This is a genomic window from bacterium (genome assembly GCA_026416715.1).
GTDB lineage: Bacteria > UBP4 > UBA4092 > JAOAEQ01 > JAOAEQ01 > JAOAEQ01.
This window is the reverse complement of the sequence record JAOAEQ010000007.1, coordinates 85,538-106,592: the sequence shown is the minus strand read 5'-3', so window position 1 is coordinate 106,592 and position 21,055 is coordinate 85,538. Positions and strand designations below refer to the sequence as shown.

General features: G+C 39.2%; 15 protein-coding genes and 1 pseudogene. 10 read left to right on the top strand and 6 right to left on the bottom strand.

What is annotated here, in order from left to right; translation table 11 throughout:
- Window positions 1–89: 89 nt before the first annotated feature.
- Entirely contained in the window at window positions 90–470 is a 381-nt protein-coding gene (locus N3A72_04460; protein MCX7918857.1) for a GntR family transcriptional regulator, read from the bottom strand.
- A 394-nt stretch (window positions 471–864) separates the two neighbouring features.
- Between N3A72_04460 and N3A72_04455 the strand changes: the two genes are divergently transcribed.
- The 6 genes and pseudogenes from N3A72_04455 (at window position 865) to N3A72_04430 (ending at window position 9,671) form a co-directional block, all read left to right on the top strand.
- Window positions 865–2,175 carry an SPASM domain-containing protein gene (locus tag N3A72_04455; protein MCX7918856.1) on the top strand — a complete coding sequence of 437 codons (1,311 nt, stop codon included), beginning with the start codon at window positions 865–867 and terminating at the stop codon, window positions 2,173–2,175.
- A gap of 678 nt (window positions 2,176–2,853) precedes the next feature.
- Window positions 2,854–2,937 (top strand): annotated as a pseudogene (locus tag N3A72_04450) (prepilin-type N-terminal cleavage/methylation domain-containing protein).
- 539 nt (window positions 2,938–3,476) lie between these two features.
- Entirely contained in the window at window positions 3,477–5,051 is a 1,575-nt protein-coding gene (locus tag N3A72_04445) for an ABC transporter substrate-binding protein (protein MCX7918855.1), read from the top strand.
- Between the two features lie 188 nt (window positions 5,052–5,239).
- Complete coding sequence (locus N3A72_04440; protein ID MCX7918854.1) at window positions 5,240–7,090, top strand: cache domain-containing protein; 1,851 nt, start codon at window positions 5,240–5,242, stop codon at window positions 7,088–7,090.
- Window positions 7,091–7,094: 4 nt separating this feature from the next.
- Window positions 7,095–8,162: a response regulator gene (locus tag N3A72_04435; GenBank protein ID MCX7918853.1), complete on the top strand. Its 1,068-nt coding sequence runs from the start codon at window positions 7,095–7,097 to the stop codon at window positions 8,160–8,162.
- A 168-nt stretch (window positions 8,163–8,330) separates the two neighbouring features.
- Window positions 8,331–9,671 (top strand): transglycosylase SLT domain-containing protein, encoded by a 1,341-nt coding sequence (locus N3A72_04430; protein ID MCX7918852.1) that lies wholly within the window; start codon window positions 8,331–8,333, stop codon window positions 9,669–9,671.
- 32 nt (window positions 9,672–9,703) lie between these two features.
- On the opposite strand, the gene hslV is transcribed toward N3A72_04430, so the two are convergent.
- Window positions 9,704–10,255: an ATP-dependent protease subunit HslV gene (gene hslV / locus N3A72_04425; protein MCX7918851.1), complete on the bottom strand. Its 552-nt coding sequence runs from the start codon at window positions 10,253–10,255 to the stop codon at window positions 9,704–9,706.
- Window positions 10,256–10,546: 291 nt separating this feature from the next.
- Here hslV and N3A72_04420 point away from each other — a divergent pair, with 291 nt between their 5' ends.
- The 4 genes from N3A72_04420 to N3A72_04405 all read left to right on the top strand — a co-directional run bounded on the left by N3A72_04420 (window position 10,547) and on the right by N3A72_04405 (window position 15,906).
- A complete protein-coding gene (locus N3A72_04420; GenBank protein ID MCX7918850.1) occupies window positions 10,547–11,551 on the top strand; it encodes a zinc ribbon domain-containing protein in 1,005 nt (334 codons plus the stop codon).
- A 58-nt stretch (window positions 11,552–11,609) separates the two neighbouring features.
- Entirely contained in the window at window positions 11,610–11,942 is a 333-nt protein-coding gene (locus N3A72_04415) for a hypothetical protein (GenBank protein ID MCX7918849.1), read from the top strand.
- Window positions 11,943–12,082: 140 nt separating this feature from the next.
- Window positions 12,083–15,364, top strand: a complete 3,282-nt coding sequence (locus N3A72_04410; GenBank protein MCX7918848.1) for a hypothetical protein — start codon at window positions 12,083–12,085, stop codon at window positions 15,362–15,364.
- Between the two features lie 182 nt (window positions 15,365–15,546).
- Entirely contained in the window at window positions 15,547–15,906 is a 360-nt protein-coding gene (locus tag N3A72_04405; GenBank protein MCX7918847.1) for a hypothetical protein, read from the top strand.
- 21 nt (window positions 15,907–15,927) lie between these two features.
- Here the strand turns inward: N3A72_04405 and N3A72_04400 are convergent, their stop codons facing one another.
- From N3A72_04400 to N3A72_04385, 4 genes are all read right to left on the bottom strand, one after another.
- Window positions 15,928–16,920 carry a KpsF/GutQ family sugar-phosphate isomerase gene (locus N3A72_04400; GenBank protein MCX7918846.1) on the bottom strand — a complete coding sequence of 331 codons (993 nt, stop codon included), beginning with the start codon at window positions 16,918–16,920 and terminating at the stop codon, window positions 15,928–15,930.
- 107 nt (window positions 16,921–17,027) lie between these two features.
- Window positions 17,028–17,675: a fructose-6-phosphate aldolase gene (gene fsa, locus N3A72_04395; GenBank protein MCX7918845.1), complete on the bottom strand. Its 648-nt coding sequence runs from the start codon at window positions 17,673–17,675 to the stop codon at window positions 17,028–17,030.
- A 48-nt stretch (window positions 17,676–17,723) separates the two neighbouring features.
- Window positions 17,724–19,007, bottom strand: coding sequence for a competence/damage-inducible protein A (locus N3A72_04390; protein MCX7918844.1), 1,284 nt, complete (start codon window positions 19,005–19,007; stop codon window positions 17,724–17,726).
- Between the two features lie 290 nt (window positions 19,008–19,297).
- Window positions 19,298–20,914, bottom strand: coding sequence for a Na/Pi cotransporter family protein (locus N3A72_04385; protein MCX7918843.1), 1,617 nt, complete (start codon window positions 20,912–20,914; stop codon window positions 19,298–19,300).
- Window positions 20,915–21,055: the final 141 nt, after the last annotated feature.

The window sequence follows — 21,055 nt, the reverse complement described above, 5'->3', positions numbered from 1 at the left end:
TGGTATAATAAAATCTTCAACCACTAAGACACCGAGATACTAAAAGAATTATTTTATGTTACCTTGGTGTTTTGATGACTTGGTGGTTATCATAAATTAATTTTTTCTTTTTCTTTATCAAATATTTTTTGAATTTCATCTCCTGATAACTTAAAATGATACGCTTGAACCAGAGCACGGTTCAGCATATCAGCGATAATTTTCTCTTTTTCCTCTTCGCTTATCGAAACGTTAATATCGGAAACGAACGTTCCTTCCCCACGTTTCGTGAAGACGATTCTTTCCCGTTCGAGTTCGGTATAAGCTTTTGCAACGGTATTCGGGTTAACGCGAAGTTGGCTAGCGAGTTCGCGAACTGATGGTAATTGGTCACCAGGTCTAACAGCTTCCATCGCAATCGAGTATTTTATCTGATTGATAATTTGCAAATAGATGGGCAATCCACTCGATGGATCGATATTAATATACATAAATTTCACCTAACCTAAAGACGAACAAAACATAGCAATAGTTCACTTTACTACTGTATTATATCACTAATACAGTTGGATGTCAAGCGGAAAATTGATAATTTCATCTTTTATCGCTCGCTATTTTTCAGAGATTCACACTGGAGTTACTACGAACGAGATATTATCTCGTTCGTAGTAACTCCGTATATCATCCGGATACAAATAGGTTGAATTAAATGTAGGATAAAAAGTATTAGATTAACCGAATCAAGTTCAAAACTGTAATCAGCAAAAATGTAGTTGACATTAAATGACTTGATATGCTATGTTATTTCACGAAGTAACCTGAAGTGACATATTTTGCCCTTTAATTGCAGATAACAACAAGTGATAACCGGCTAAGGACTAAACTATGAAACCGTCCCGATATATAGTTTTCGTTCCTGTTGAAGACGGTTATTTAGCGTATAATACGCTCACCCNATCACTTGTATATCTCAATCAGCAGACTAAAGATGTTCTCACCCAATTTCCTGATTCAATTCAAGCTGATGATTCATTAACTCCGCTTATTGAAGAAAAATTCTTAATCCCTGATACCATTGACGAAACTGAAACCATCAGTACTTGGTTAGCTGATATTCGAAATAATAATCACACGTTAAATTTAACGATTTTAACTACCTACGCCTGTAATCTCGCTTGTGTGTATTGCGTTGAAGAAGGAGTAATTCAACCGATATTTATGGATGCGGAAACGCAGAATCGGGTAATTCAGTGGATTCAACAGCAGATATCTGAAAAGCAAATTCGCCAGGTGAGAATTTGCTTTTACGGCGGAGAACCTTTATTAAACCAGCAAGCGATAACAAAAATTAGTTCAACGATATGCGCGTTTTGCGACACCAAGAATATAACTTATCATGCAGAACTCATTTCAAATGGTGTGCTCCTATATAAATCGACAGCAAGAAAACTGGCTGATTGCCGAATAACCCAAGTTAAAGTCACAATCGACGGGAATCGCGAGTTCCATAATCGAAAGCGACCGAGTAAAACCCAGATTGATTCGTATCAAGCGATTTTTGATAATCTTTTAACGTTACCGGAGGAAATTAACCTGATAGTATCCGGAAACTACGATGCGGAAAATATCGCGAGTTTTTCGGAAATGCTCGATGAATTAAAAGAACTGGGATTGACCGACCGCATTAAACATATTTCATTTAAACCGATTCTGAATACAAACCAAAAAACTTCAGCGGTTGCAGCGCAATGCGCGAGTATCTCTTTTGCCGAATCGGATTTATCTGCGATGTTGCATCTTCGGAATGAAGCTAAATCACGCGGATTCTCGGTTCCGGATTATCTGGTTCTCGGTCCTTGCGAATTCAATTTCGATAATAGTCTGGTAATTGACCCGGTTGGGAACTTTTATAAATGCGCAGGGTTCGTTGGAAGACCAGAATTTATCATCGGTGATATCCGCACGGGGTTTAATCAGCGGTATTCAGATTTTATCAATGTTAATGCCCCAAAAGAATGTCTCGATTGTATCTATTTCCCGATTTGCGGCGCTGGATGCCGGTATTGTGCGCAGGTTAAGTTTGGTGATTATACTCAAGTCGTTTGTGAAAAATCTTATTTCGATTCAGTTGGACTAGCCGTATTAAAATCGGATTATGCAACGGTTAGTGTTAACGAAGGGAGTAGTAAATTATGAATGAATAACACCACCGAACTCTGAATTGGGCGTCAGAGTTCAGGTGGGTATATACATCCATCTTCACTCTAGAGCTTTGAGTGAAGAGATAAAACCGAAATTACGGAGAGAGGAGGGAGGTAGGCGTGAAGGTCATAGTCCTTAAAAAAGGCGTAAAACCAGAAAAAGTATGTGCCTGGTTCAAATATTAATACGCCTTTAGCAGATTATTGCTGATATATCTGCAATAATGGGTTGGGAGATGGTATTGGGCGATACCATCTCCTTTTTTTATGCCTTCGGATTACTCCCTCCACTTTCCGTAATTTTAAACATAAAATGTAACCGCGAACACAATTTTGTAACTAATAATACTAGCAGGTGACATAAAATTACATCATTCAAACCCTTGATTTTTCAAGGGGCGCTTTCCTCTAAGTTTATTTCCGAAAATTTTATTTTCTTTTGATTTAATTAAAGTTAAATTCATTCTCGTCATATCAGAACTCTAATTTTATCGCTAAAAAGCATATCAAATCACTCTATGTATTGAATTGGCATATTACGTGCCAATTTTATTTGGTGCATAGTTGTGTTATATGTGGCAATTATGAAAGGCAACATTAACGTATGAAACAAAAAACTACACCGTATCACTTATTTGCATTGAGCAATCATAAAAATCATCAGGCATTTTTAATTTTAACCGGATTTACGCTCATTGAATTATTAATCGTTGTAGCGATTATCGCTATTCTAGCGGCAATAGCGATTCCAAACTTTCTCGCTGCGCAAATGCGTTCGAAAGTTACTCGGGTTAAATCGGAATTACGGTCATTAGCAACCGCTATCGAAGCATATCATGTTGATAATACTGCATATCCGCCATTTGGAGTTCCGCCGGACGATTTAATGTCATACGATATGTGGGTAGTTCAGAGCAGATTAACTACACCAGTAGCGTATATTCGTTCAATTCCATTAGATATATTCCATTATACAAGCGCTTATGATGGAACACGAATACTAACCCCATATGTGTATGTTCAATCGGACGAAGGTTTTCCTGACGAATCCGACCCGATGGATCCAGGGTTATGGCATTATGAATGGAAATGGTTCTTAATGAGTAATGGTCCGGATATGGATAATGACCATGAAGGGATGAACCCAACACCAAGTCAATACGACCCAACGAACGGTGTGGTTAGCGACGGTGATATCTATCGGTATGGTCCATAATTAAAAAGCAAAATTCAAATATCTACTATGCCCCCGTGTATAGCCGAGGTAGTTATAGCCATTTAGGATGATGAAAGTTTATGAAATATTACTACCGAATATTCATTGCAATAACATCAATTGGGATTGCTATATTCCTCGGTTGTTCGTTTATTCAAAATAAGCCGAAACTGAAAACGGTGGTAATTGGCGGCGTGCTCGGAGATAAAATAAATCCAATTCTGGTTGCGGAATCAACCTTAACTGCAATTGAAACAAACATATTTGATGGATTAATTCAAATGAATGACCAGCTTGAGCTCATCCCACATCTTGCGCAACGCTGGCAATATAGTCCCGACCGGAAAGAGTTAACCATTCATCTTCGGGCTGGTGTGAAGTTTCACGATGGAGTGGAACTCACCGCTGATGATGTTAAATTCACCTACGATGCGATTATGCATCCGAAAATAGCCAGTTATTTAGCGAGTGAATTTAATTCCGTTGACCATATCGAAGTTCTCGGTCGGTATCAGCTACGGATAGTTTTTAAAGAACCGAACACAAACTTTCTATACACGATGCGAATCGCTATACTTCCCAAACATCGGCTGACGATAACCGATTTACAGAATCCGAACTTAGCATTTAATCGTCATCCGATTGGTACCGGCCCATTCAAAGTTGAACAATGGATTGATGAAACCTTAATCCTGACCGCTAATCCCGATTATTTTCTTGGAAAACCGAATCTCGACCGAATTATTGTTCGCTCGTTACCGAATCAAACTGTCACCTGGTCGCAGTTGATGACAGAACAAATTGATGTCGCTGAAGGGGTTCTTCCGGAAGATTACAAAGTGCTATTAACTAATCCGAAAATTCAAGGGTATAAAACGCCTGCCCGTTATTATTATATGGTAATACTGAATAATCGCTCACCGTTATTTGCAGATGTTCGTATTCGGAAAGCGCTCAATTATGCGGTGGATAAACAAGCAATGATTGATGAAGTTCTGCTCGGAGAAGGAAGTATTGCTAGGAGTATTTTTCCGCCAGATAGTTCTTTATATAACCGGACGACTCCATCGTTTCAATATCAGCCACGAACCGCACTTAAACTACTTAACGATGCCGGCTGGTCTATTGACAAAAAAACACGACAGCTAAAAAAACAAGGAGTTCCATTTGAATTTACGCTCCTGATTGATGAAGATAACACGCTCAAGCGACAACTAGCACTTATTCTCGACCAGCAACTACAGGAGCTCGGAATTAATCTATATCTGAAATCTTTACCGGTATCTCAGCTGATAAATGAGTATCTACTTCCGAAAAAATTCGATGCCGCGATTGCCGAAATGGACTCACTATATGAAACCAATTTCGGGTATGCCTTCTTCCATTCAGACCAAATCCAAAATGGATTGAACGCGTTTTCATATACTAACAATGCTTTAGATAAAATATATGACCAATTGCAGGTTACGGTTGACCCAGACTTGCGGAAAGATCTAATCGACCAGATTCAATATGAACTAGCGGTAAATCCACCCGGGATATTGTTATTTTTTCCATATAAATTATCCGGTGCGAATACCCGAATTGCTTATATTCATCCACGCAGTAGCGATAATATCTACTGGAATCTAAAAGATTGGGATATTAAATTATAAAACCAAAATCAAATGCGGAAATTCACTGTTCAACATTTATATAACGGAATGCCAAATCCTTGAATGTTGTGGGAGCGTTTTGTGGTTGAATTAAACGCAGATGATGACAGCAAATAACCCCGATTGTAAACGTTGGGAAAGATAACGATAAAATTGGGGATATTAACCCCGAAAAAATGAAATCAATTATGGTTACAAAATTATTCAATCGAATGCGTGAACATCTTATTATTAAAGAATTGCTATTGATAATCCCAGCGGTAGTATTACCCATAATCGGCACAGGATATCTACTCGTTAAAACGAGTCAAACAGCAATACGGCATGCCGTTACTGAATATAACCGGAACGTCACCAACCAAACCGCAAACGAGATCCAACTGTATGTGAGTAATGCAATAAATTTAGTTAAATCTACTGCGGAACTCATCGGAGTTGCACATATGGATAACTGGCAACAGGAAACAATCATTCGAAATATTTCACGCCGATTTAAAGAATTTGAATCGCTCTATATAACTGATACATACGGAAAAGAAATTGTACATAGTTCGCTTGAACAACCATTGTCGAACCTAGCCAATGCTGTTGCGGTACAAAAAGCGCTCGCCGGAAACCTCTATGTTTCTGAAGTATATATTTCTCCCACAACCCATCTACCATATATTCAAATCGCAGCGCCAATTAAACAATACGGAGAAATTTCAGGGGCGCTGGTTGCGGAAGTTAACCTTCGTGGAATCTGGGATTTAGTTGACTCTATTCGACTTGGGAAAACCGGAAAAGCATATTTAACTTCAGCTTACGGTCGGCTGATTGCCCATCCGCGGAAATCATTGGTATTAACCGGCAGGAGTATGATAAATATTCCGATTATTCGATCGGCAACGCTTGGGAAAAATGCTGACGCTGAATATATTTCCGCTGAAGGGATACGAAGTTTGGGAACCAGCGCAATTGTGCCTAGACTAGGTTGGATTTTAGCGATCGAACAAACTACTGCAGAAGCTTTTGCTGGCGCAGCGAAAATGAAACAACAGATTATCGGATTGGTGATTATTTGTACGATTTTAGCCACACTTATCGGATTTATCTCTGCACAACGATTGGTTCATCCGATACAACAGTTGAGTTTCGGCGCACAACAGGTTGCCGCAGGGAACCTCGATTGGCGAACGAAATCCGGACTAAACCGACGGGATGAACTAGGAAAACTTGCATATTCGTTTAATGTTATGACTCAGGAGCTTATTCGTCAGCAAGAAACAATTCGACAAAATGAACGGCTGGTTGTTCTCGGCAAAATGGCGTCGGTTATCGCCCACGAAATTAAGAACCCGATCCAATCGTTGCTCGGATTTACGGAAATGATGAATCAACCGGAAAAATATAATCAACCGGAGTTCCGCGCAAAAATGCAACAAGCATTTTCTCGGGAACTAACTCGATTAAATAATGTACTCAATGAACTTTTAGATTTTGCACGACCACATCCGCTATCGTTCCAGAAAGTGCAGGTTAATAGTATTTTGAACCGAATAATCTATTTAGTCCAGGAACAAGCGAAAAAAACCCAGGTTAATCTGGTGGCACAATTTGATTATTCCTTGCCAATGATTATGGCAGATGAACAAAAACTTGAACAAGTATTTCTCAATATTGTTCTCAATGCGATTGAAGCGATGGCGCTCCAAAAAACTGGACAACGAACGTTAACCATTGCCACCCGTACGTTCACCAAACATACGATTGAATACGTTGAAATTTCTTTTGAAGATACGGGACCGGGCATTGTTGCGAAAGACTTAGATAAAATTTTTACGCCATTTTTTACTACCAAAATGCGGGGTAGCGGACTCGGGTTATCAGTTGCACAACGGATTATTAACGAACATCATGGGATTATCACCGTAGAAAGTCAGCCGGAAGTTAAAACGAAATTCGTTATCCAACTTCCGGTTAAAAATGGTGTTCAGCAATATGCCAAATCGATAAACCCTGATACTAATCAGCATATGAACCTTGCGAAAGGAAATTAAGGTTATGCGATATAACATTCTCGTTGTCGATGATGAAGAAAGTATTCTTGATGCTCTGTATTTCGGATTATCTGATTCAGAATGTGAAGTAAAAGTTTCGCGGAATCCGCAAGAAGCTTTGCAAGTTATTGACAATTCGCATGTTGATTTAACCGTTACAGATATTCGGATGCCGGAAATGGATGGGTTAACTCTGTTAAAAGAAATCAAAAAACGTCATCCGGAAACGGCAGTAATTATTCTCACGGCATTCGGCGCTATTGATTCCGCAGTTGAAGCGATGCGTGCCGGGGCAACATATTATTTTACTAAACCGGTCAATATCAATCAATTACGATTATTTGTTCACCAGATTCTGAAACAGCGCACTCAAATTATTGATGAACTCGGTCGGCATTTTTTAGCGACGATTGAAACGTTAATTACCGCCATTGATGCACGCGACCATCATACGAGCGGTCATTCACAACGAGTAAGTAAAGTTGTAGAAATATTGGCGCGCAAAATTGGATTAACTGGGAAGGAAATTATTTCGTTGCGCCAAGCCGCTTTACTGCACGACATAGGCAAAATTGGTATTAGCGATGCGATTCTTAAGAAAACAACGCCGTTGTCCAAGGAAGAATATGAAATCTGTAAGTTACATCCAGTTATTGGAGCATATATTTTAAAACCAATTGAATTTTTACACGACCGTATTCCGGTTATCTTCTACCATCAAGAACGAGTCGATGGTAAAGGATATCCGCAAGGACTTACCGGAGAACAAATTCCGCTTGGTGCTCGTATCGTTAGTATTGCTGATAGCTATGATGCAATGATTTCTGGACGACCCTATCGTGCTCCGTTAAGTAAATCGGAGTTGATTGCAGAATTTACTCGCTGTGCTGGAACTCAATTTGACCTTCAATTAACCGAGGTATTCCTTAAAATCATCTCTGAAGATAACCATCCGCTTCTCCTGCGAGAATCGCCATCATTGATCAATGGATTGGACTGGAGCTTATTATCTCATATCCGGCTGGAAGAACTGATGCAACAACCTTTCCCTTTCGACCACCTAACGAATTAATGCTGATTTAGTATTATTTTCGTAAAAATCTACAACAACTTGATGCTTAATATTGGTGCATAATCTAGGAGATAGGAACCTCCCATTTTTCAATGATGTATGTTTTGACATTTTTATTTTTTTTATGGTAAACTGAAATAGAACATGGGTATCAAGTTAGACTGCGGTATGAAATACAGCAAAACACATCATTTATTATTGGAAAAATATAAACTCGGGTATGTCTTGATAGTTTTTATCATACTCGGTTCTCTGGCCGTTTGGGCAGACCAAATCCAGCTTCAATCCGGTCAGATTCTTGATGCGGTAATTCTAACCGAACAAGACTCCGGATTACGAGTTCAAACTACAGTAGGGGTTCTCTCTATTCCCCGAAACCAGATTAATTCGATTCGACACGAATCACCAGCAATTGGGTATCTCCGCCTTGCGGAAACGGTAGCTAACGAGCAACAATATGCTACGGCAATTCCATTTTATTTAAAGTCGTTACAATACGACCCTAATAATATTGCTGTCCAAGAAAAAGTTCGCAAATTCCAATTCCTACAACTTCGAAAAACAGAATTGGCTGAGATTGATTCTTTACTAAACGAGCAGAAATATGAAGCGGCAATCAATTTATACCGACACGTTTTACAGGTTCATAATGATAAACCATATTCGACAGAAATGAAAGCTGAACTAGCCAAAATTTATGTTATGTATGCAAAATATTATTATAACCGTTATTTTACTGAAGGGGTGCTAAAAAATCTACGAGAAGCATACCGATTAGATGCGCAGTGTAAAGAGGTTCATCAAATGCTTGCGATAATGCAACGGGATGAAGGTTTAGAAACCTTATCGAATTGGGAACAGGAAAAAAGTTATGAACTCGCGCTCGCGCAAACTGAACAAGAAAAAATTATTGCTGAAACACTTTCCACCGCAATTTCTGATACCGGTCCGGATATTCCCAGTTCTGCGTATTGGGAAGAATTAAACCGACTCGCCTCACTAGAACCGGTTAGACCCGAGCTGGTTAAGCGTCCTACCCTGAATGAAACAGGGTATCCTAGCAAAATTGCGAAATGGTTACATTTGGTGTTACAAGCGTATAATGCGGGACCAAAAGCGGTTGTAGTCTATGATGGTAATGTTCCTTATCAGGAAACTAAAGATTATGTAGTTCGAGTACACCAGTGGTTGAACCAATCGCTCAATGATAATGGGTTTGATGAACTCATTCACCGCTATGCAAAAGCCTATGGATTAGAACCGGAATTGGTTAAGGCAATTATTAAAGTAGAATCGGATTTTAATCCGAAAGCCCGGTCAAATAAAAATGCACGTGGATTAATGCAACTCACACAACATGCTTGGAACGATATGGTTGCATTGCTCGGGGTAAATTGGAATTTTCATCAATCAGCGTATGAACCGGAAAAAAATATTGCCGTGGGTTGCCGGTACCTAGCGTGGCTGAAAACGCAATTCCTGCCAAAATATTTTGATATCTCTAGTTAAATCTCTGTGCTCACAGGAATAGAGTCCGACGTTTAGATTTCTTCAACAGTGATTTTGGTGTTGGTATAAACACAGATGTTCCCAGCGATATTTAACGCTTCAACTGCGATTTCTTTTGCCGATAGGTTGGTATATTTCAATAATGCACGAGCAGCGGCTAACGCATACGCTCCACCGGAACCAATAGCAACTATACCATCATCTGGCTCGATGATTTCTCCATTCCCACTGATAACCAATAAATCCGGTTCGGTGACCTTCCCGGCAACAACTAACATCGCTTCTAACCGGCGTAGCATCCTATCCGTTCGCCAATCTTTTGCTAGTTCAACGGCAGCGCGGCGAATATTCTGATGATATTCAGTAATTTTTGATTCAAACCGGTCGAGTAAAGTAAATGCATCCGCAGCGGCACCAGCAAACCCCACGACGACTTTTCCATCAGCTAATTTCCGTATTTTTTGTGCGTGATGCTTGACCACAGTTTCACCAAGAGTAACTTGGCCATCAGCAGCAATTGCAATCCGGTCATCTTTTTTAACGGCAAGGATGGTAGTGCTATGCCAAGCTAAATGATGCTGCATAAAATTCAACTCCTTTTTTATAAATTTAATTCCTATCGCTTATCCATACGAAATCGACAATGGTATGCTAAGGGATGGCTATCAATAAGAAAAAAGTATTTTTTGCTTGTTAAATTTGTTAAGATATTTTAAGATATTTTGTGTAATTAATGGAATTATATCATTTTTTATTTGACAAGCGTGGTATCTAGTGGTAAATTCATTATATATAGTATAATATAAATATGGAATAATATTAAGGTCATATAATATTCTGCAACTTTAAATAAGTGAATAAAGTGGAGGTATGGTATGAAGATTAACACTGAAAAAACAAAGTTACTTATTATGTTGGCATTAATTTATGTGAGTTGTATTGTATTTAGTAATCTTGCGCTTGCTCAAGAAGAAGGTGTTAGTCCGGGTTTCGTAGGTATAGAACGGGCACGCGCCGTTACTGGCGATAAAATTAAATGTCCACAATGTGGAACCTTGAACGACCCAACTAACACCAATTGTGTTAATTGTGGATATGCATTAAAATCTGGCGGTGGTGCTCCAAGTCCAGCGGTTCCTGCAGAAGAATATCGACGTTTTGAAGCTGCTGCTCCGCAGATTGGTCCTGAAGGAGGAGCTCCAGGTACCCAACCTCAACCGAAAGAAGAAAAACGATATACGGTTAAAGAAGGTGTCCATGAAGTCTGTGTGAAATGTAATAAAGAATTACGGCAACCTAAAAAACGTGAAATCTCCGAATCAGAATTATCCGGTTTTTACGATGACGGTACGCATGGTGACGAAGTTGCTGGCGACGGAATATATAGTAATATAACGGAACAAAAAGACCGACTTTGTGAACAATGCTGGGGACAACTGCAATCGCTGCGTCGTCTGGTTGATTTTGCTAAAAATGATAGTCCGATAGAATTTTATATGGTATATGTAGCGAGTGAAGACCCAGTAACCAATCCGCCGTCACCAATTCCGACCTATGGATATTGGGCATCACGACGTGATGGTACCGACGGTTTTTTTGCTGATTTTACCACCCGAATATTTGCACCATTCAAAGACCCGATTACAAAAGAATTCTATAAACAGTTCCAATGGAGCGCTGAAGAATTAGCGGCTATGGCAGCCGAAAAGAAACGACAACAAATGGAAAGAATGCGCCAGCAAGGAATGCAACCCGGTCAGTATCGAGGAATGGGACCGGAAGGAAACATCCCCATGTATGGAGAAGGTCAGCCGGAACAATATCGAAGTAGTTATTTTGGTGAACGGCACGCTGGGCCAGAATCATTTATTGAAAAATAAGGATTAATGTTTTCAGGAAAGCTGACGGTATTTGGTTGCGATCTTTTTCATAACATAAATGGAAGCGATTGAACGACTCGAAGAAATTATTAAAGAACTAGCGACGATTCGCGAGCTTATCCGCCAGGTAGCATATAGAATTCCGATTGAAGCGGAACAGGAACGAACATTGCTTATTAGTAAGGGTAATATCGCACGGCATATCCAGCCGGTGATAGCGGATTTAGGAAATCGCGATAGCGTTCGTTCAAACTTAATTAAATTATTGCGACAAATAGTTTCGTTAAATCAATTAGCGAATATGGCGGATATGGAACTGCGCACCATAGAAAAATCGCTACATCGTCAGCAATTGTTTCTGTATAAATGGCTTGGAGAACTCCGAGCATAATATAATAACAACTAAAATATAAAAACCGGTGGTACAACAATACATCGGCTGTATGACCGGTATTATGTATTTTCCTATTCGAAATAAATTGCTTTTAATCTTGTTAAAAAATATAAACAAAGATAAAAGGAGATATAAACGTGAGAACTTATCCTAAAACGAATTTACAACCATTAAATATAATAAAAATATTGGTAATATTCGGTTTCGTTATCGGTTGTTTAACCGGTTGTTTGGATAAACAATTTGCAAAATGGCAAATCGGTACGGTAGAAAAATTGGTTCTTAAAGCGAAGGATTATCAAGCAGATATCCATGCTCCAAATAAACTAAAACAAACGGAAGATTCATTAGCTCGGGCAAAACAACTCTATGATGCCGGAAATTATAAAGAATCAAGAACTACGATAAAAACCGCATTGACCCTAGCCAAAGATTTATTTGAAACCACTCGGCAAAAAAAAGCTGAAGCGGATTTCGAACTTGCGGAACGTAAATTTCGAATTGCTACAGAAAATGAAGGTCGTAAAACTGACCCGCAGTTATATGATAAACTCGAAAAAACTCGGGATAAAATGAGAAACGCTCATACCAAAAAGAATTATGATAAAACTATCCAACTCGCTAACGAGGTAACGTCTGGAGTAGGAACATTATTAAAAAATGTTATTGAAGCAGCTAATAAATATGTAAACGATGCAAAGGCGAAACTCGAAGAAGCTCGGTTTAATGAAGCGGAAATCCGGGTTCCGGATGCTTGGACAAAAGCAAAAGATGCAGTTACAGAAGCAGAAAATTTATTGAAGCAAGAGAAATATCTCCTAGCAATAGATAAGGGGAAAAGTGCATTAATTTTAGCGGAAACCGCGGATAATGGCGCTTTAGAGAGCCTAGCGCGGGATGCGGTTGCTAAAGCAGAAAAATTAATGCTTGCGCTCGAGGAAGCTAACGCGAAAAAATATGTGCCAATAGAATATAATTCGATAAAAGGACGTTTTGCGACCGCTTGGAGTCAATTCAATGCGAAAGATTACAAAATTGCTGTATCGGTAGCGAAAATGGTTGAGAACGAAGCGCCGTCAATTCTCGCTAAAGCAGAAAAATTACGTCTTAAAGAAATGTTAGATACAGCCCAAAAAAGTATTGATTTAGTTCGCGCTAACGATGGAGAAAAATATGCTCCGATTTTTTTAGCTGAAGCTGAATCTTTACATAATGAGGCGATTAAAGCATATAATGCGAGTGAATATGACCAAGTAAAAAAATTACTTGATGACATTTCAAATAAAATTGAACGTGCTAATGATCAACTCCGCTTACGGGCTAACGATGAAATCCAAAAAGCGAAACTTGCTATTCAAGACGCACAAGATGCACAAGCGACCATCTATGCTAGTGATCTACTCGCACGCGCTGCATCGTTAGAATCCTTAGCCGAATCGTATTTGGAAAGTAAACAGTATCGAGATGCGATAGTTACTGCGCAAACTACAATTGAAAAAGCTCAGGAAGCCAAAATGGCAGCTATAAAACGCAATGCGGAAATCAGTCTGATTGCTGCAGAAAAAGAAATATCTCGAACGGTTGGCGAAGGTGGAGATCTCTATGCTATTGATGAAATGAAAGAAGCTCGAGCGTTATTAGCTTCAGGTAAAGAAGCGTTAGTCGCGCAACAGTTCACCAAAGCGATTGATATCGCAGGTCAGGTTGAAAGTAAATGTGCAGAAGCGATTACAACTATCCGCAGTAAAGCGATAGCCAAAATCAACGAGACCAATACCCTCATTGCAAATGTAGAAGAAGAAAAATACTTGGTTGCTCGTTATGCCCCCGACCTTTTGAAACAAGCAAAAAATCTACTCGAAGAAGCAAATACAAAACTTGCAGCAAAAAGATACAATTTAGCGTTTGAGAGTGCGGTCGCAAGTCAGAATGTTGCTATTGCAGCAAAAAATAAATCAATCCGACAGCAAATTATTGACCGGACTCCGAACGTGCAACTGCAAATTAACGAAGCGAAATTAGCTGGCGCATACGGTTATGCTATTGAAGCATACGATAAAGCGTTAACGAAACTAAACGATGCACAGACAGACCTGCAAGCAGGGAAATTCGACCTTGCCTTACAAGATATCAATGAAGCTGAACAAGCGGCACAAGATGCATTAAACGGACAAATTCATAAAGCGAGAAAAGCAGTAGCGTTAGCAAAAGAGCTCGGCGCATGGAAATTGGAACCGACTACTTTACAAAACGCGGTAATCCAGTTAGACCTTGCAGAACGCGAAATGAAAGCAAAACGTTACCCGGAATCGTTACGAGCTGCAACCGCAGCGTTAATGCTCGCTGATCGAGCGAGTAAGGATACGAAAGATACGCTCGTTGCTCGGGAAGCTGCTCAGATTGATTTCATGTTATCAAAAGCAGTTATAGCTACTGCTTTTATTCCCCAGCGGGTAAATAGCTTGAAAGAACGAACCGAACAAGCAGTGACAAACTATAAAAAACAGGGACCTGCAGCTTTTATTGCGACAATGACAACTTTCGAAACCATTAAAAATGAAATTATGGGATTAGAGCAACTAGCGCAATCGGTGAAAGAAAAGGAAACCGCAGCCATTCAATCAGCGCTAACTGAACATATGAAACTTGGGGCTAAAGAATATGCAGAATCAGAAATAAAACAGGTTCAAGACGCGTTAAAACTGATGGACATTGCCTATGCAGCAAAAAATTATCAGCAAGCTAAAATTCATCTTAATCAAGCTGAATCTGTAATGAAAACTATTTCTCTTCGTCGCGAAGAAAATAGTTATAAAGTGGCGTTATCTGAGCTGATAAACCGCTGGAACAAAGCGATGGGCGATTTTGATAGTGTGATTCGATTATCTCCGTATATTATGAAGTATTTAAAAGGTGGTGAGATGGCTGCAGCATATAAAGCGATAGAACCTTCGTTCCATTATACGATGTCGTTAAGTGAAGAATTCGTGCGAAGTAGTAAAGGCGATATGCGGATTGACCCATATAAAGGGCTATTGGCTGGACAGATGACTTCATCGAAATTCAAACAGATTATGACAGACCTTGATACGAACGTGAAGCAATTAAATCCGCCACCAACGCTAAAAGAGCTCCATGCATTAGCAGTAAGCGCATTTGCTGAAGCAAAAGTTGCCGCGGATTACTTTGATAAATTTGGTTTTACTGAACAGTATAGCGCAGAAGTTCGGGATAAATTTATTGATAGCGCGTTTAAAAATATCACGGCTGCCTGGGAAAAGAAGTCGCAAATAGATATGATTCTTTACGGTCCAAAACCAGAAAAAAAACCGATTTTTAATGTTCCATTCTATGTTACAGAAATGAAAAAAGATATTAAAGAAGATATTCAAGCAATTAAGTCATTAATTCAGAAGTAAATAATCACACAATTTCAAGATTTAGTTCTGTTAACTAACTCAAGTTGTTGCCAGAACAATAAGTATTATGGGATTAAATACCTTACAAATTGTAGAAATTATTGTTGTCTTGCTCATTATCGGATTCACCTTGTTTATTATGTTCTCGCTGAATCTTTTCAAGAAGGAATAACATATAATCTATGCCGAAAAAGCTTAAACCGAAAGACCGGGAATTGGGGGTCGAATTTGCCGAATTATGGCGAAAGATATCGGAATGTATGGCAAAAGCTTTGCATGAGCCAACTTTTGACCCGCGCTGGGAAGATGAGTATTTAAAACTTGCGATGCGAAGTGCTGAAATTATCGTTCCGGTATCCAATAAACTAGGATTAGAGCCAGGTTTTGTCGATAAAGTAATTTCATTTTTAGAAGAAGTTTTTGCATTACGCTATCTGAAAGAATTGCAAGAATTTCAAATCACTCTGCTCCGTGACCGCTGGTCAGCAGTAAACTTAGAACTAAATCGGGTATTAGGATTGGAAGTAACCCGATTTAAATAACGTTTGTTTCCTTTGCTCCTCCTATCCTACCGAGAAACCCCGCCGAACTAAATCATGGAGATGGATCATTCCAACGGGTTGACCACAATCATTGACTACTGGTAGAACCATAATTCTTCTACCTTTAGGGTTCTCTTCCATAATCCGAACTGCTTCAATGCATCGAGTTGTTGGCGTTACAAATATCGGGTCACGCTGCATAATTTTTGATATGGGTAATGAAAGAAGTTGCCCTTGAAACTCATCTGCCCGTTGAAATAATCGACGGACATCACCATCGGTGATGATACCGATAAGTTTAGAGTCGTCGTCAACGACACTTACCGCTCCGAGTTTTTTTCCAGTTATCTCATCTAACGCCTCACGAAATGTTTGTCGGAAATGAATAACAGGGTTTTCCGCTCCTGTATGCATGACCGCACTTACTTCCATTAATTCTCGACCGATGCTGCCGCCTGGGTGTAATAGTGCAAAGTCTTTCTCTTTAAACTCTTTCTTATGTAATAAGACAACGGCAATGGCATCACCAAGCGCTAATGTTGCAGTGGTGCTTGCTGTAGGTACCAAATTAAATGGGTCTGCTTCTTTTTCAACGCCTATATCCAAAACTACATTACTATTCTTTGCTAAGGTTGAATCCGGGGCACCGGTCATAGCGATAATAGGAACGCCAATTTTCTTTATTACCGGCAGAATATTGATGATTTCATCTGATTCCCCACTGTTTGAAATCGCTAATACCACATCATCGGATGTTATCATTCCCAAGTCACCATGTTCACCTTCTGCCGGATGAAGATAGAATGAAGGGGTTCCGGTACTCGCTAAGGTTGCAGCGATTTTCCGCCCAATATGTCCTGATTTGCCAATTGCGGTTACGATAACTCTACCCTTACAGGCGAGAATCGTAGCAATGGCAGATTCGAACTGTTGATTAAGCTTTGGAATGAGATTTAAAATCGCCGCTGATTCGGTTTCTAAAACTTTTTTTGCTTGGTCGAGAATATTATCCATAATAATTGCGTGGCTAGTTAGATGATAGCTGCGTCAAGAATACTTATTTGGATTTGTTTAAAATATATACCCAATAGACCTACATGATACCTGCCTTGTTTCAACTATCAGTTTTTAATTCGCTTATTCCAGTCGGTTAAGAATTTTTCTATACCAATATCTGTTAAAGGATGGTTCACTAACTGTCGAATAATTTTAAAAGGAACCGTAGCGATATCTGCCCCTGCCATAGCGGCTTCAACAACATGTAATGGATGGCGAATACTAGCAGCAATAATCTGAGTTTGATATCCATAGTTATCGTAGATAGTTTTGATCTGTCGAATTAGTTCCATACCATTATGAGCAACATCATCTAACCTACCAATAAATGGACTAATATAAGTTCCGCCAGCTTTCGCTGCCAACAGAGCTTGAGCCGGAGAAAAACATAACGTTACATTCGTTTTAATCCCTTCTTTTTTCAATCGCTTAACAGCTTTTAATCCTTCAATAATTAATGGGATTTTCACTACAATGTTTTTATGTATTTTCGCTAATTCTATCGCTTCAGAAACCATACTATCTGCTTCGAGACTTATCACTTCTGCACTGATTGGCCCGTCAACAATTTTACATATTTCTTCAATCAGTTCTTTAAAATTTTTTCCTTCTTTAGCGACCAATGATGGATTAGTTGTAACGCCATCAATGATACCCCAACTATTCGCCTCTCGAATTTCATCGAGATTTGCCGTGTCAATAAATAGTTTCATAAAAGATTTCCTCCCTATAATCAAATGGTCTAACGTCAGATGTCCAATTTAAGATTTTCTACTCGGTTTTCTATCGTATCCTTTTTCTTGAATTAAATATTTTCGCAATACATCGAGCGCCTCTTGTGTACTTCGCCATTTAATTAATTCTCGTTCACCCGTAAACGTATATCGGTTACATTGCGGATTTCGATTACGTTCACCAAGCGCGATATACACTAATCCAACCGGTTTTACTGCTGTTCCTCCAGTTGGTCCAGCAATGCCGGTGATTGCAATTCCAATATCTACATTGGTTCTGTCCAACAATCCTATGACCATGGCTAATGCAGTCTGTTCACTTACCGCACCATAGGTCTCTATCGTTTCTGCCGGAACCCCGAGTAATTTCTGTTTTGCTATATTACTATACACTACAAACCCAACTTCGAAATAGTCGGAACTACCGGGAACATTGGTGATCCGATGGCCAAGAAGTCCACCAGTACAGGATTCCGCAGTTGCTAACCGCAACTGATTCTGTCTCAACAAATCACCAACTACGCTTTCTAAGGTGGCATGATCCGTGCCATAGATATACTCTCCTATTCGGGAACGAATTTCTCGTTCAATCCGCTCGAGTTGCTCATCGACGTTTGATTCGAGTTCGGATTTAGCTAATATTCGGATAGCAATTTCGCCTTGTTCCGCCATCAATCCAACATGAGATTCGCCTGTTGTTTGCATTAAATCCTGAATTTTTTCATTTATCGCTGATTCGGATAATCCCACTACTTTCAATATTCGAAATTTCATTATCTGTTGACTTCGATACCGGAGTTCTAATTCAGGACGAACCTGCTCCATCCACATCGGTTGCAATTCCCGCGGTGGTCCTGGCAAAGCAATGATGAGTTTCCCTTGTGTTTCAAGTAATATACCAGGCGCTGTTCCTCGTGAATTGATAAAATATTTTGCTCCTTTGGGAACATACGCTTGCACTCGATTAGTTTCCGGCATTTTTACTCCCGGCCGAATTCGAGTAAAATAATTGGTTATCATTTCGAACAATTCCGGACGAAATTCAAGCGGCACCCCAGCAATTTGCGCAATGACGTCGCGCGTTAAATCATCTTCCGTAGGACCCAATCCGCCACAGAGAATCACTATATCATTCCGGGTTAATGCGATCCGAACAATTTCAATTATTCGCGCTAAATTATCATCTACCGTGGAACGATAGTTAACCTCTATTCCTAATTGATACAATTGTCGCGATAGATATACCGCATTCGTATCCATTATCTGTCCGAGGGTTAATTCGGTTCCTATAGAAACAATTTCCGCTTGCATAATTTTTTTTAAAACACGTTCACAATCTCAATCAGCCAAAATAGTTACCATAATATTTATTGCGGAGAAAACAGCGCTCACAAAAAATTATTTCTTTATATATGGTATAGTACAATTTTCTTTTATCGCAATGAATTCTTATTCTGATATTATACCAGCAAATGCGGTCTTGTAAACAAATGCGTTGCACATAATGATACGTTTGAATTTAACTTTGTAAAAACATCGGCATTATAACGTGTAGTTATAACATTCTCTTATTGTCAACTCAAGTCAATTCAACGCAGGTGTTATTCAACAATCGCTAAAGCGATTGCTACAACATGCGAGTTAATCCGTTTCAGGTTGGTTAATACATCTAGATGAATTTCACTGGTTTCCAGTGATTCTGGTAATCCTGCTTGTAATCGGGCAATATGGGATTGACGAAACTGTCGTTCTAATTCAGCGAAGTCCGGTTTGTTTTCTACTATTTGCTTTGCCAGCATTTTGTCATTGGTTGTGAATGCTGCAATTACCTGCTCAAGATTATTAAGCACTCGCTGATGGAGTTCTTGGATTTCGTTCCAGCCTTGCTGCGAAAACTCAAGTTGTTTTCGCACTTTCTTTTTTGCTAATTCAAGCAGGTTTTTGTCAATAATATCTCCAATATCTTCCAGATTATTAATAATGGTTAATAAAATTACCGAACGATGGGATTGTTCTTGATTAAGATGATGTTGTGATAATTTGGTTAAATACCGCTTGATTTCACGGTCGAATATATCCAGAATATCATCTTTTCTCTGCAAAATTTCAATTTCCTCTTCATTTTTTGCATGAAATGCTGCGCGTGTAGCGATAAACATTTCAGAAACAATTTCAGCCATACGTAATGTTTCTCGTGTTGCCAAACCGAAAGCTAATGATGGCGTATCGAGCATTTTCTCATCTAAGTATTTCGGTTTAACCTCGGTTTCTTTTTCTTTATATTCGGGAATGATTATTGTAACTAATTTCGATAACGGAACCGATAAAGGTAGAAATACGAACGCAATTGCGACATTAAACAGCGTATGTGCGTTTGCAATTTGTCGCGCTGTATCGGAAGCGGTGGCTTGCACCAACAAAATAAAAGGACTGGAAATTGGGTAAAAAATCGCTACGCCAAAAAGTTTAAATAACGCATGCGCTAACGCGACTCGTTTCGCTTCAACGGTATTACCAACGCTAGCAAGCAATGCGGTTGCAGACGTCCCAATATTCGCTCCGTAAATGATCGGCAATGCGAGTGACATCGTCATAAGGTGTTGTTGCGAAAATGCTAATGCTATCGCTATCGCAATCGTAGCCGCACTACTATGGACTAATGCGGTAAACCCTGCGGACAATATCAATAATAATAAGGGCGATTCCGACAATGCAATTAATATATTTTTGAAAATATCACTGCTTCCGAGAGGGATAATCGCAGCGGACATAATTTTAATCGCATAAAAAATCAAACCAAACCCAAAAATCGTTCGCCCGACCGCTTGGATACTTTTCCGTTTCACTCCGAGCATAATTGATATTCCAATACCAATAAATAGAATCGCATAATCGGCAACATTGAATGCTAATAACTGGACGGTAACAGTGCTTCCGATATCTGCACCAAGGATAATCCCAATACTTTGGGGCAAGTTCAATAATCCAGAACTTACCAAACTGATTAAAACAACGGTCGTTGCGGTACTACTTTGTAATAGTGCAGTAACTATTGCTCCGACGGCAATCGCGCGAAGCTTATGGTCGGTTATGGAGATGAGAATATGACGTAACTTAGCTCCAGCGATATATTGCAATCCGTCACCGGCTTGTTTTACGCCGTAAAGGAGGAAACAGATTCCACCAAATAAATAAAATAGTTCGATATTGCTTAGCATTCAATCCCTTTCGCATTATCATTATAAAGTATATAAAATTATACGCAGGAGTTGAATTAATTGCAAATCAAGTCATCGGAGGAAAAATATACTAGTAGAAAAAATATAATAATATAGATTATGATATTTAAATAATATTTA

Bases quoted from the DNA above. Each gene is read 5' to 3' on its own strand.
- N3A72_04440 (MCX7918854.1), top strand. From the start codon at position 5,240: ATGGTTACAAAATTATTCAATCGAATGCGTGAACATCTTATTATTAAA.
- N3A72_04385 (MCX7918843.1), bottom strand. From the start codon at position 20,914: ATGCTAAGCAATATCGAACTATTTTATTTATTTGGTGGAATCTGTTTC.
- N3A72_04435 (MCX7918853.1), top strand. From the start codon at position 7,095: ATGCGATATAACATTCTCGTTGTCGATGATGAAGAAAGTATTCTTGAT.
- N3A72_04460 (MCX7918857.1), bottom strand. From the start codon at position 470: ATGTATATTAATATCGATCCATCGAGTGGATTGCCCATCTATTTGCAA.
- fsa (MCX7918845.1), bottom strand. From the start codon at position 17,675: ATGAAACTATTTATTGACACGGCAAATCTCGATGAAATTCGAGAGGCG.
- N3A72_04430 (MCX7918852.1), top strand. From the start codon at position 8,331: ATGAAATACAGCAAAACACATCATTTATTATTGGAAAAATATAAACTC.
- N3A72_04415 (MCX7918849.1), top strand. From the start codon at position 11,610: ATGGAAGCGATTGAACGACTCGAAGAAATTATTAAAGAACTAGCGACG.
- hslV (MCX7918851.1), bottom strand. From the start codon at position 10,255: ATGCAGCATCATTTAGCTTGGCATAGCACTACCATCCTTGCCGTTAAA.
- N3A72_04405 (MCX7918847.1), top strand. From the start codon at position 15,547: ATGCCGAAAAAGCTTAAACCGAAAGACCGGGAATTGGGGGTCGAATTT.
- N3A72_04420 (MCX7918850.1), top strand. From the start codon at position 10,547: ATGAAGATTAACACTGAAAAAACAAAGTTACTTATTATGTTGGCATTA.
- N3A72_04390 (MCX7918844.1), bottom strand. From the start codon at position 19,007: ATGCAAGCGGAAATTGTTTCTATAGGAACCGAATTAACCCTCGGACAG.
- N3A72_04400 (MCX7918846.1), bottom strand. From the start codon at position 16,920: ATGGATAATATTCTCGACCAAGCAAAAAAAGTTTTAGAAACCGAATCA.
- N3A72_04445 (MCX7918855.1), top strand. From the start codon at position 3,477: ATGAAATATTACTACCGAATATTCATTGCAATAACATCAATTGGGATT.